Below are 10784 nucleotides of genomic sequence, written 5' to 3' on the forward strand. Positions count from 1 at the left end.
AAGTAATGGCGACGAACGCCACCGAGATCTGGTCCGAGAAGGAAGCGGCGACCACCGGCGCGACCGAGTCCCAGATCGCCAACTACACGATCAACTTTGGCCCGCAGCACCCCGCGGCGCACGGCGTGCTGCGCCTCGTGCTCGAGCTCGACGGCGAGATCGTCGAGCGCGTCGATCCGCATGTCGGCCTCCTCCACCGCGGCACCGAGAAGCTGATCGAATACAAGACCTACATGCAGGCTCTGCCCTATTTCGACCGGCTCGACTACGTGTCGCCGATGTCGATGGAGCACAGCTGGGTGCTCGCCGTCGAGAAGCTGCTCGGCCTCGAAGTGCCTCTGCGCGGCCAGTATCTGCGGGTGTTCTTCGCCGAGCTCACCCGCATTTCGAACCACCTGCTCAACATCGGCAGCCACGTCATGGACGTCGGCGCGATGACCCCGAACCTGTGGCTGTTCGAGCTTCGCGAAGACCTCATGAACTTCTACGAGCGCGCGTCGGGCGCTCGCATGCACGCCAATTATTTCCGCCCCGGCGGAGTTCACCAGGACGTGCCTCTGAAGCTCCTCGTCGACATCGGCGAATGGCTCGACAGGCGCCTGCCGGTTTTGTTCGAGGATGCATTGAGCCTCGTCGTCGACAACCGCATCTTCAAGCAGCGCAACGTCGACATCGCCGTCGTCTCCAAGGAGGACGCGCTGGCTTGGGGCTTCTCCGGCCCGATGATCCGCGCCGCGGGCATCCCGTGGGACATCCGCAAGAGCCAGCCCTACGACGTCTATGACCGCATGGACTTCGAGGTGCCGGTCGGCACCAAGGGCGACTGCTACGACCGCATGATGGTCCGCGTCGAGGAGGTCCGCCAGTCGGCGCGGATCATGAAGCAGTGCCTCGCCGAGATGCCGGAAGGCCCGGTCGCAAGCCTCGACCGCAAGGTGGTGCCGCCCAAGCGCGCCGAGATGAAGCAGTCGATGGAAGCGCTCATCCACCACTTCAAGCTCTACACCGAGGGCTTCCACGTCCCCGCCGGCGAGGTCTATGTCGCCACCGAGAGCCCGAAGGGCGAGTTCGGAGTCTATCTGGTCAGCGACGGCACCAACAAGCCGTACCGCTGCAAGATCCGGCCGACCGCGTTCAGCCACCTCCAGGCGATGGACTTCATGACCAAGGGCCACATGCTGGCCGACGCCACCGCAATCCTCGGCGCGATGGACATCGTGTTCGGTGAGTGCGACCGGTGATGATGGTGCTCGCCATCTTCGGCGGCGCCTTGCTGGTGCTGGCCTATTGGGCCGCGATCCTCTGGCTGGGGGCGCGCGCCGATCGCTCTCACCTCGAGCGCGAGCGTATTCAAAAGGTGTTCGGGGAGCGCCGCCCGTGACGATGGCTCTTTCGGTCGCCCGCTGGCTGCTTCTGGTCTGCATCGCCGTTTGGGCGATCGCGCTGGCCGCGGCGTTGCTCGGCGGTCCGATCGGACCGGCTTATGTCGTCGCCCAGGGCGCAATTTTCGGCATCGCCTTGTCGGCGCTCGCCACGCTCATCCTGCAGGCGGTGCGCTTCTTCCGTTACCGAAGGAATGGCGGTCATGCCTGAACGCACCGGACGTGGCCGCGGTCCCGCCCTCGTGGCGGTCGCGGTCGTCATCATCCTGCTCGGAGTCGTCGTCGCGATGCTCCACCGCATGGGCATGGTCCCGTTGTGGGTGAGCACTGCCGGCACCGTGCTAATGGCGATCGGCGCGATCGCCGTCGCGCTCGCGGCCAACCGCGCCTACCGGAACGGCGGCAATGACTGACCGCGCGCTTCGCACCGAAATCTGTTTGGAACTGATCTGATGGCCGAGACCAATCGCCTCACCGCGACCCCCGAGATCCGCGAGCGCTGGGGCGCTTTCGCGTGGACGAAGGAGAATGACGCCCAGGCCAAGGTCGTTATCGGCCGCTATCCGCCCGGGCGCCAGCAGAGCGCGATCATCCCGTTGCTCGACCTCGCCCAGCGCCAGGTCGGCGCCGAGACCAGCACCCAGGGCTGGCTGCCGATCCCGGTGATCGAGTTCGTCGCCGCTCAGCTCGGAATGCCGTTCATCCGCGCCTACGAGGTCGCGACCTTCTACACGATGTTCAACCTGGCGCCGGTCGGCCGTTTCCATGTCCAGGTGTGCGGCACCACGCCGTGCATGCTGCGCGGCTCCGACGACGTGCTCGCCGCCTGCGCCAAGAAGGGCCTCAAGAAGGGCCACACCACCGCTGACGGCCTGTTCACGCTGACCGAGGTCGAGTGCCTCGGTGCCTGCGCCAACGCGCCGATGGTCCAGATCAACGACGACAATTTCGAGGACCTGACCTTCGACTCCATGACCGCCGTGCTCGACGCGCTCGCCCGCGGCGAGTCTCCGAAGCCGGGCCCGCAGGTCGACCGCCAGACGAGCTGCCCCGAGGGCGGCCCGACCAGTCTGCCCGAGATGGTCGGCGAGAATCACGACTATCGGGGGAGGTGGGAATGAAGCAGGGCTCGGCCTTCGTCACCGCCATCGTCCTCGTCCTGCTCGTCCTCGCCGCGCTCAAGCTGATCGGCGTGGTGATCGGCTTTGCGCTCAAGGTGGCGCTGGTCGTCGTGCTGGCGGGGGTCGGCGTCGTCGCCTGGCTCGCCGTCCAGAAGCGTCTGGAGGACTGGCGTGCGCCCTGACCTTGCTCTCATCGCCCTTGCGGCGCTGAGCGCCGCCGGTTGCGCCCAGGCCCGCGAGCCCGGCAACCAGGTTGCGGCGCCGGCCAATGTCGCGCAGGCGCCGGCGAGCCCGGCCGACAACGCCCAGCGCCTGGTCGCGCAGCGGCTCGGCGGCGTGCAGAACCTGTCGTTCGGCGAGGCGCAGATCTTCATGAGCAACGGCGCCACCGTGGTGTGCGGCCGTTACCAACAGGCGGGTCAAGCCCCGCAACGTTATGTGGCCGTCGGTGACGAGGACGTCTTCATCGAGGGCGAGTTCGTCGGCGACATGAACCAGGCCGTGGCCGAGGCTTGCAGGAACATTTGATGCTCGAGGACAAGGATCGCATCTTCACCAACGTCTACGGGTTCCAGCCCTGGAACCTGAAGGCGGCGCGCGCCCGCGGCGACTGGGACGACACCAAGACGCTGATGGCGCTTGGCCAGGACGCGATCATCGACATCGTCAAGGATTCGGGCCTTCGCGGCCGCGGCGGCGCCGGCTTCCCGACCGGCATGAAGTGGAGCTTCATGCCCAAGGAGCCGACTCCCGGCCGGCCCAACTTCCTGGTCATCAACGCCGACGAGTCCGAGCCGGGCTCGTGCAAAGACCGCGAGATCATCCGCCACGATCCCCACAAGCTGATCGAGGGCGCTCTGCTCGCCGGCTTCGCGATGCGCGCCCGCGCCGCCTACATCTACATCCGCGGCGAGTTCATCCGCGAGGCGGAGACTCTCTTCGCCGCGGTTCAGGAGGCCTATGACGCGGGCCTGCTCGGCAAGAACGCCGCCAAGTCGGGCTACGACTTCGACCTGTTCGTCCACCGCGGCGCCGGTGCTTACATCTGCGGCGAAGAGACCGCGATGCTGGAGAGCCTCGAGGGCAAGAAGGGCCAGCCGCGCCTCAAGCCGCCATTCCCCGCGGGCGCCGGCCTCTACGGCTGCCCGACCACCGTCAACAACGTCGAGTCGATCGCGGTCGTGCCGACCATCCTCCGCCGCGGCGCCGCCTGGTTCAGGCGCTTCGGCCGCGAGAAGAACGAGGGCACCAAGCTCTTCCAGATCAGCGGCCATGTGAACAAGCCGACCGTGGTCGAGGAGGCGATGAGCATCCCGTTCCGCGAGTTGATCGACCGCCACGCCGGCGGCATCCGCGGCGGCTGGGAAAACCTCCTCGCGGTGATCCCCGGCGGCTCGTCGGTGCCTTTGGTGCCGGCGGCCGAGATCATGGACGCGCCGATGGACTTCGACGGCCTCAAGGCGCTCGGCTCCGGCCTCGGCACCGCCGCGATCATCGTCATGGACAAGTCGACCGACATCGTCCGCGCGATCAGCCGAATCTCCTATTTCTACAAGCATGAGTCCTGCGGCCAGTGCACGCCATGCCGCGAGGGCACCGGCTGGATGTGGCGGGTCATGGAGCGGCTTCGCGAGGGCAATGCCGACATCCACGAGATCGACACGCTTTACGACGTCACCAAGCAGGTCGAGGGCCACACCATCTGCGCCCTCGGCGACGCCGCCGCCTGGCCGATCCAGGGACTTATCCGTCACTTCCGTCCGGAGCTTGAGCGGCGCATAGAGGAGCGTCAACACCAACGACTGGAGGCTGCAGAATGATCGCATCGCATCTCTTCCTCGTCGCGGCGCTCACTGTTTCCGGAAGCGCGCCAGCATCGGTGGCTCTTCCCCTCGCATCCCTCTCGGCAAGCCAGGCCGCGGCGGTGAGCCCTCGCCAGACCATGAACGGCTTCGCCCGCTGCCTCGCTGCGGCGCGGATCGACGTGGCGCGGGGCGTTCTCGCCCTTCCGACTGCGAGCAACGAGCAGATGACGGCCGCTGCCGCGATGCTCAACGGCGGTGATCCCTGTGGGGGTGACGGCGAGTTCGAACTCGAACTGCGCGGCATCAACCTGATCGGCGGCCTCGCCGAAGGCCTGCTCGACGCGCAGCCGCAGGCCCGCAACGTGGCGACCCTTGCCTCGTGGGATGACGAGGCGATCGGCCGAAGCGCGCTTCGTCCGCGGAATGGCAACGAAGATCTGGGCCTTTGTGTGGTTCGACGGGCGCCGCAGGAGGCGCAGCGCGTGCTCGAGACGGCCCCGGACTCGGCCGCCGAACAGCAGGCGATCAGCGCCATCGTTCCCCATCTCGGGCCGTGCACGCCCGCCGGCGCGAGTCTGCGGTTCGACAGACCGACGATCCGCGCTCAGCTGGCGATCGCGCTGTATCGCGCATCGACCTTCCTCCGCACTGCGTCCGCCACCGGGAACTGATCGATGCCGTTCCTTGAGGTCTGTTGTATGAAAGCGGAGGTGCCGAAAGGCGCCTCCGTGCCCCAAGCCGGCGAGGCCGCGGAATGACTCCGATCCTGCTCGCTCTTGCCGTCGTCGCTCAGCCCGGTCAGCCCCCGGAGCAGCCGCAGGAGCCGCTCCGCGAAGAATTTCCGGCGTCGCGCGGGCTCACGCCCAACCACGACCTGTTCTATGACGACGTGCCGGTGTCGACCGCCGAGGCGCGCGTCGCCATGCAGCGCTTCGGCGGCTGCGTCGCCCAGCGCAGCCGGCAGCTCGCGGTGGACACGATCGGCAGCGACTTCACCACGCAAACCTATCGTTCCCGGCTCCAGCGGCTGGTGCGCGCCAACGAGGATTGCTTTCGCGAGGGCGGGCGCCGCATGCTCTCGTCCAACCTGCTCTTCGCCGGCGCCATCGCCGAAGCGCTGGTCGAGAGCGACGCCCAGCCGCTCAACGTCCGCCTCGCGCGCGCCGCGATGCAGCCGGCGCCGCGCGCTTATGCGCCGAGCGATCAGGTCGCGATCTGCGTCGTTCGCTCGCTTCCCGACGAGACCGGCCGGTTGATGGCCAGCGAAGTCGGAAGCGCGGAGGAAGAGGCCGCGGTTCGTGCGCTTGCCCCGGCCGTCGAGGCTTGCGCGACGAGCCGGCGGCTCGAAACCAACAGCGCCGGGCTTCGGGCGATCCTCGCCACCGCGGCCTATCGCAGCATCAACGGCGCCGCCGCCACCGGCACGGCGCAACGCGACTAAAGAAACGGAAGGACCGGGCCTCCCATGCCCAAGCTTACGGTTGACGGAATTGAAGTCGAGGTGCCGCAGGGCGCCACGGTGCTCCAGGCCTGCGAGGCCGCGGGGAAGGAGATTCCGCGCTTCTGCTATCACGAGCGGCTGTCGATCGCCGGCAATTGCCGCATGTGTCTGGTCGAGGTGAAGCCGGGGCCGCCCAAGCCGCAGGCGTCGTGCGCGCTGCCGGCGGCGGACAATCAGGAGATCGTCACCAACTCGCTGACCGTGAAGAAGGCGCGGGAAGGGGTGCTCGAGTTCCTGCTCATCAACCACCCGCTGGACTGCCCGATCTGCGACCAGGGCGGCGAGTGCGACCTCCAGGACGAGACCATGGCCTATGGCCGCGGTCACAACCGCTATGACGAGAACAAGCGGGCGGTCGCCGAGAAATATATGGGTCCGGTGGTCAAGACCTTCATGACCCGCTGCATCCACTGCACCCGCTGCATCCGCTTCATGGAAGAGGTCGCCGGAGTCGAGGATCTCGGCGCGGTCGGCCGCGGCGAGGATATGGAGATCACCTCCTATCTCGAGGATGCGCTGAAGAGCGAGCTGTCGGGCAACGTCGTCGATCTCTGCCCGGTCGGCGCGCTGACCTCGAAGCCCTACAGCTTCGAGGCGCGGCCGTGGGAGCTTCGCAAGACCCCGGCGATCGACGTGATGGACGCGGTCGGCACCAACATCCGCCTCGACAGCCGCATGCGCGAAGTGATGCGCGCGCTTCCGCGCCTCAACGAGGACGTCAACGAGGAATGGGCGTCGGACAAGACCCGCCACGCCGTCGACGGGCTTCTGCGCCGCCGCCTCGACCGGCCGTGGATCCGGGTGAAGGGCAAGCTCCAGCAGGCGAGCTGGAACGAGGCGTTCGGGGCGATCGCCAAGGCCGCCAAGAAGGCCGGCTCCAGCGTCGCCGCGATCGCCGGCGACCTCGTGGACGTCGAGACGATGTACGCGGCCAAGAAGCTGCTCGCGTCGCTCGGCTCGGACCTGGTCGAGGGCCGCCAGACCGGTCTCGACTATGACGCGTCGAACATCGCCGCGGTCAATTTCAACACCACCATCGCCGGTCTTGAGACCGCCGACGTGGTGCTGCTCGTCGGTACCAACCCGCGCTGGGAAGCGAGCCTCGTCAACACCCGCATCCGCAAGGCGGTGAAGCGCGGCGCGAAGGTGTTCGCGATCGGCCCGGAGGTCGACCTCACCTACCCGGCGGCCTGGCTCGGCAACGACCTGTCGCTGCTAGCCAAGCTGCCAAAGGAAGCTGCCGACGCCCTCACCGGCGCGGCGCGGCCGGCGGTGATCGTCGGCGGCGCGGCTCTGAAGGTGCCGGGTGGGCAGGCGGCTGCGCTCGCGCTCGTCTCCGCCTTCAACCTGATCCGTGACGGCTGGAACGGCTTCAATGTCCTCCACACCGCCGCGGCGCGCACCGGCGGGCTGATGCTCGGCTACGCGCAGGCCGGTGGCATGGCCGCGATCGCCGAAAAGGCGCCGAAGCTGCTCTTCATGCTCGGCGCCGACGAGATGGACTTCGCGTCGTTCGCCGGCGCGACCAAGGTCTATATCGGCCATCATGGCGACAAGGGCGCCGCCGCGGCCGACATCGTCCTTCCGGGTGCCGCTTACAGCGAGAAGCACGGCATCTACGTGAACCTCGAAGGCCGCGTTCAATATTCCGAGAAGGCCGTCGATCCGCCGGGCGATGCCCGCGAGGACTGGTCGATCTTCCGCGCGCTGTCGGAGGTGCTCGGCAAGCCGCTGCCGTTCGACAGCTACAGCCAGCTCCGCCAGGCGCTGTTCGCCGAGGATCCGCGCTTCGCCCAGCCGGAGCTCGTCGCCTTCGACTGGGCGCCGCCGACGCTCGCCGCCGCGAAGATCGCCAAGGGGACCGAGGTCGCCTATCCGGTCCAGGACTTCTATCTCACCAATCCGATCGCCCGCTCCTCGCCGACGCTCCAGCGCTGCTCGGCCGAGATCCTGCACGGGCAGGACTTCGCGGAGGCCGCGGAATGAGCGATTTACCACGCGTGGTTCAGCGCGCGCCCGCATTTTTCTACGCCGCCGCCGTTCTGTTCTTCATCGCCTCGATCGTGCTGCTTCATCTTCAGCTGGAAAATTCGATGGGTGCCGGACGGGCTGATCCAGCACTCGAACCCTACACGAGACTTGCTGTTCTGAGTGGATGGCTCCAGGCGGCGGAGGGAGCGATTTACATCGCCGCCAACGGCCTGCTCATCCACATCCTGCTCGCCATCTGGAGCAATGTTCGGGGAACCCTGCGTTCCGGAGTTGACGAATGACTGAGTGGTTCCAGAGCACCTGGTTGGGTGAAGGCTTCGGCTGGTTCCTCGCCACCCTGATCCTCATCCTGCTCATCGCTCTGCCGCTGATGCTCGCGGTGGCGATGATCATTTATGCCGATCGCAAGATCTGGGCGGCGATGGCGCTCCGCAAGGGGCCCAACGTGGTCGGCCCGTTTGGTCTGCTTCAGAGCTTCGCCGACGGCCTCAAGGTCTTCCTCAAGGAGACCATCGTCCCGGCCAGCGCCAACCGCGGCCTGTTCCTGATCGCTCCGATCATCACCTTCACGGTGGCGCTGCTCGCCTGGGCGGTGGTCCCGTTCGGCCCGGGCGCGGTACTCGCCGACATCAATGTCGGCCTCCTGTACCTGCTCGCGGTGTCGTCGCTCGGCGTCTACGGCATCATCATCGCCGGCTGGGCGTCCAACTCCAAATATCCCTTCTATTCGGCGCTCCGCGCGGCCGCTCAGATGGTGAGCTACGAGGTGTCGATCGGCTTCGTGCTGATCCCGGTCATCCTGTGGGCGGGTAGCTTCAATCTGAGCCACATCATTGCGGCCCAGCAGGGTCACATCCTCGGCGTGTTCAACGGCTTCGGCCTGAACCCCTTGCTGTTCCCGCTTGCGGTGATCTTCCTCATCTCCTCGATGGCCGAGACCGCGCGCGCGCCGTTCGACCTCACCGAGGCGGAGAGCGAGCTCGTCGCCGGCTACCAGACCGAATACAGCTCGATGAGCTTCGCGCTCTTCTGGCTCGGCGAGTACGGCAACGTCCTCCTCATGTGCGGCATGAACGCGGTGCTCTTCTGGGGCGGCTGGCTGCCCCCGGTCGACTGGGACCCGCTCTACTGGTTCTTCTTCGGCCCCGTGGCGACCGGCTTCTTCTGGTTCTTCGCGAAGATCTTCCTGTTCTTCTTCATCTTCAGCTGGGTGAAGGCGACCGTCCCGCGCTTCCGCTACGACCAGCTGATGCGCCTCGGCTGGAAGATCTTCCTGCCCATCTCGCTGATCTGGGTTTTCCTGGTGTCGGGCTACCTCATGCTGACCCGCTATGACGGCCAGCCTGTGGCGCCGGCCTCTGAAGCGCCCGCAATTTCGACCGTGAGTATCGCCCAATGAGCATCGCTCATACGATCAAGAGCTTCACCCTCTGGGAGTTCGTGAAGGCGCACGCCCTCACGCTGAAATATTTCTTCAAGCCCAAGGCGACGATCAACTACCCGTTCGAGAAGAACCCGATCGGCCCGCGCTTCCGCGGCGAGCATGCGCTGCGCCGTTATCCGAACGGCGAGGAGCGGTGCATCGCGTGCAAATTGTGTGAGGCGGTGTGCCCGGCGCTCGCCATCACCATCGAGGCCGAGCCGCGCGAGGACGGCAGCCGCCGCACCACGCGCTACGACATCGACATGGTGAAGTGCATCTATTGCGGCCTGTGCCAGGAAGCCTGCCCGGTCGACGCCATCGTCGAGGGGCCGAACATGGATTTCGCCACCGAGACCCGCGAGGAATTGCTCTACGACAAGGCCAAGCTTCTCGCCAATGGCGACAAGTGGGAGCGGGCGCTCGCCGCCAACCTTGCCGCCGACGCCCCCTACCGTTAATCGCCCCGACAGATTCGCAAGCCGCAGGCATCATGATCAGCCATTTCGTCGTTCCCGCGAGAGCGGGAATCCAGAACAGCATGCTCCTCCCCGGAACGGGGAGGGGGACCGCCGCGCGGAGCGCGGGGGTGGAGGGGGGCCCCTCCGTCAGCCCTGCGGGCTGCCACCTCCCCGTGCCGGGGAGGATTGCATGATCGCGATCTTCGTCTTCTACCTGTTCGCGACCCTGGTCGTCCTGTCGGGCTTCATGACCATCTTCGCGCGCAACCCGGTCCACAACGTGCTGTGGCTGATCCTCGCCTTCTTCAACGCGGCGGGCCTGTTCCTGCTGCTCGGCGCCGAGTTCCTCGCCTTCCTGCTGGTCATCGTCTACGTCGGCGCGGTCGCGGTGCTGTTCCTGTTCGTCGTGATGATGCTCAACATCGACTTCGCCGAGCTTCGCGCCGGAATCTCCCGCTACTGGGCGATCGGCGGCGTCCTCGCCGTGGTTCTGTTGTTCGAGACGCTGGCCGCGCTGCTCGCCTGGAACGAGGGCGGCATCCAGATTGCCGGCCGCGCGCCGACGCCCGCGAACGTGCCGAACATCGAGGCGCTCGGGGCCATCCTCTACACGCGCTACCTGTTCATCTTCGAGGCCGCCGGCATCGTCCTCCTGGTCGCGATGGTGGGCGCCATCGTCCTCACCAGCCGCCGCCGCGGCGGCCTTCGCCCGCAGAATGTGAGCAAGCAGAACCGCCGCCGTCCGGAAGAGGCGACGGTCAACATGAAGCCCGGCGTCGGACAGGGGGTCGAGCTGTGATCGGCCTGGGTCACTTCCTCGCGGTCGGCGCGATCCTGTTCGTGCTCGGCGTGTTCGGCATCTTCCTCAACCGGAAGAACGTCATCGTCATCCTGATGGCGATCGAGCTCATCCTGCTCGCCGTGAACATCAACCTTGTCGCCTTCTCGGTCTTCCTCGGCGACATGACCGGCCAGGCGTTCGCGATGTTCGTTCTCACCGTCGCCGCCGCGGAAGCGGCGATCGGCCTCGCCATCCTCGTCATCTACTTCCGTAACCGCGGCACGATCGCGGTTGACGACATCAACCAGATGAAGGGCTGAC

General features: G+C 66.7%; 16 protein-coding genes. All 16 read left to right on the forward strand.

Annotated elements, in window-relative coordinates; all coding sequences use genetic code 11:
* Positions 1-5: 5 nt before the first annotated feature.
* The 16 genes from G7B71_RS09375 (at position 6) to nuoK (ending at position 10783) form a co-directional block, all read left to right on the forward strand.
* Positions 6-1241, forward strand: a complete 1236-nt coding sequence (locus G7B71_RS09375; RefSeq protein ID WP_166040187.1) for an NADH-quinone oxidoreductase subunit D — start codon at positions 6-8, stop codon at positions 1239-1241.
* Positions 1241-1381: a hypothetical protein gene (locus G7B71_RS09380; RefSeq protein WP_166040189.1), complete on the forward strand. Its 141-nt coding sequence runs from the start codon at positions 1241-1243 to the stop codon at positions 1379-1381. The genes G7B71_RS09375 and G7B71_RS09380 overlap by 1 nt, the downstream gene beginning before the upstream one ends.
* Positions 1378-1593, forward strand: coding sequence for a hypothetical protein (locus tag G7B71_RS09385; RefSeq protein WP_166040191.1), 216 nt, complete (start codon positions 1378-1380; stop codon positions 1591-1593). Before G7B71_RS09380 ends, G7B71_RS09385 begins: the two co-directional genes overlap by 4 nt.
* On the forward strand, positions 1586-1795 hold the full coding sequence (locus G7B71_RS09390) for a hypothetical protein (RefSeq protein WP_166040193.1): 210 nt from the start codon (positions 1586-1588) through the stop codon (positions 1793-1795). The genes G7B71_RS09385 and G7B71_RS09390 overlap by 8 nt, the downstream gene beginning before the upstream one ends.
* Before the next feature lie 39 nt (positions 1796-1834).
* Entirely contained in the window at positions 1835-2503 is a 669-nt protein-coding gene (gene nuoE / locus G7B71_RS09395; RefSeq protein ID WP_166040195.1) for an NADH-quinone oxidoreductase subunit NuoE, read from the forward strand.
* Positions 2500-2685 (forward strand): hypothetical protein, encoded by a 186-nt coding sequence (locus G7B71_RS09400; protein ID WP_166040197.1) that lies wholly within the window; start codon positions 2500-2502, stop codon positions 2683-2685. Before nuoE ends, G7B71_RS09400 begins: the two co-directional genes overlap by 4 nt.
* Complete coding sequence (locus G7B71_RS09405; protein WP_166040199.1) at positions 2675-3031, forward strand: hypothetical protein; 357 nt, start codon at positions 2675-2677, stop codon at positions 3029-3031. The genes G7B71_RS09400 and G7B71_RS09405 overlap by 11 nt, the downstream gene beginning before the upstream one ends.
* Positions 3031-4323, forward strand: coding sequence for an NADH-quinone oxidoreductase subunit NuoF (nuoF, locus tag G7B71_RS09410; protein ID WP_166040201.1), 1293 nt, complete (start codon positions 3031-3033; stop codon positions 4321-4323). Before G7B71_RS09405 ends, nuoF begins: the two co-directional genes overlap by 1 nt.
* On the forward strand, positions 4320-4979 hold the full coding sequence (locus G7B71_RS09415; protein ID WP_166040204.1) for a hypothetical protein: 660 nt from the start codon (positions 4320-4322) through the stop codon (positions 4977-4979). Before nuoF ends, G7B71_RS09415 begins: the two co-directional genes overlap by 4 nt.
* Before the next feature lie 83 nt (positions 4980-5062).
* Positions 5063-5749, forward strand: coding sequence for a hypothetical protein (locus G7B71_RS09420; RefSeq protein WP_166040206.1), 687 nt, complete (start codon positions 5063-5065; stop codon positions 5747-5749).
* A gap of 24 nt (positions 5750-5773) precedes the next feature.
* Positions 5774-7795 (forward strand): NADH-quinone oxidoreductase subunit NuoG, encoded by a 2022-nt coding sequence (gene nuoG / locus G7B71_RS09425; RefSeq protein ID WP_166040208.1) that lies wholly within the window; start codon positions 5774-5776, stop codon positions 7793-7795.
* Positions 7792-8082 (forward strand): hypothetical protein, encoded by a 291-nt coding sequence (locus tag G7B71_RS09430; RefSeq protein WP_166040210.1) that lies wholly within the window; start codon positions 7792-7794, stop codon positions 8080-8082. The genes nuoG and G7B71_RS09430 overlap by 4 nt, the downstream gene beginning before the upstream one ends.
* Positions 8079-9200: an NADH-quinone oxidoreductase subunit NuoH gene (gene nuoH, locus G7B71_RS09435; RefSeq protein WP_166040212.1), complete on the forward strand. Its 1122-nt coding sequence runs from the start codon at positions 8079-8081 to the stop codon at positions 9198-9200. Before G7B71_RS09430 ends, nuoH begins: the two co-directional genes overlap by 4 nt.
* Positions 9197-9682, forward strand: a complete 486-nt coding sequence (gene nuoI / locus G7B71_RS09440; protein WP_166040214.1) for an NADH-quinone oxidoreductase subunit NuoI — start codon at positions 9197-9199, stop codon at positions 9680-9682. The genes nuoH and nuoI overlap by 4 nt, the downstream gene beginning before the upstream one ends.
* A 190-nt stretch (positions 9683-9872) precedes the next feature.
* Positions 9873-10481, forward strand: a complete 609-nt coding sequence (locus tag G7B71_RS09445; RefSeq protein ID WP_166040215.1) for an NADH-quinone oxidoreductase subunit J — start codon at positions 9873-9875, stop codon at positions 10479-10481.
* Entirely contained in the window at positions 10478-10783 is a 306-nt protein-coding gene (gene nuoK / locus G7B71_RS09450; protein WP_166040217.1) for an NADH-quinone oxidoreductase subunit NuoK, read from the forward strand. The genes G7B71_RS09445 and nuoK overlap by 4 nt, the downstream gene beginning before the upstream one ends.
* Position 10784 lies beyond the last annotated feature (1 nt).

This window comes from Sphingosinicella sp. YJ22 (genome assembly GCF_011320075.1).
Taxonomy (GTDB): domain Bacteria; phylum Pseudomonadota; class Alphaproteobacteria; order Sphingomonadales; family Sphingomonadaceae; genus Allosphingosinicella.

Excerpts from the sequence above, each read along its gene's own strand:
- nuoH (WP_166040212.1), top strand. The coding sequence starts at position 8,079 with ATGACTGAGTGGTTCCAGAGCACCTGGTTGGGTGAAGGCTTCGGCTGG.
- G7B71_RS09390 (WP_166040193.1), top strand. The coding sequence starts at position 1,586 with ATGCCTGAACGCACCGGACGTGGCCGCGGTCCCGCCCTCGTGGCGGTC.
- G7B71_RS09445 (WP_166040215.1), top strand. The coding sequence starts at position 9,873 with ATGATCGCGATCTTCGTCTTCTACCTGTTCGCGACCCTGGTCGTCCTG.
- nuoE (WP_166040195.1), top strand. The coding sequence starts at position 1,835 with ATGGCCGAGACCAATCGCCTCACCGCGACCCCCGAGATCCGCGAGCGC.
- G7B71_RS09400 (WP_166040197.1), top strand. The coding sequence starts at position 2,500 with ATGAAGCAGGGCTCGGCCTTCGTCACCGCCATCGTCCTCGTCCTGCTC.
- G7B71_RS09420 (WP_166040206.1), top strand. The coding sequence starts at position 5,063 with ATGACTCCGATCCTGCTCGCTCTTGCCGTCGTCGCTCAGCCCGGTCAG.
- G7B71_RS09380 (WP_166040189.1), top strand. The coding sequence starts at position 1,241 with ATGATGGTGCTCGCCATCTTCGGCGGCGCCTTGCTGGTGCTGGCCTAT.
- nuoF (WP_166040201.1), top strand. The coding sequence starts at position 3,031 with ATGCTCGAGGACAAGGATCGCATCTTCACCAACGTCTACGGGTTCCAG.
- nuoG (WP_166040208.1), top strand. The coding sequence starts at position 5,774 with ATGCCCAAGCTTACGGTTGACGGAATTGAAGTCGAGGTGCCGCAGGGC.
- G7B71_RS09430 (WP_166040210.1), top strand. The coding sequence starts at position 7,792 with ATGAGCGATTTACCACGCGTGGTTCAGCGCGCGCCCGCATTTTTCTAC.
- G7B71_RS09415 (WP_166040204.1), top strand. The coding sequence starts at position 4,320 with ATGATCGCATCGCATCTCTTCCTCGTCGCGGCGCTCACTGTTTCCGGA.
- G7B71_RS09375 (WP_166040187.1), top strand. The coding sequence starts at position 6 with ATGGCGACGAACGCCACCGAGATCTGGTCCGAGAAGGAAGCGGCGACC.
- nuoI (WP_166040214.1), top strand. The coding sequence starts at position 9,197 with ATGAGCATCGCTCATACGATCAAGAGCTTCACCCTCTGGGAGTTCGTG.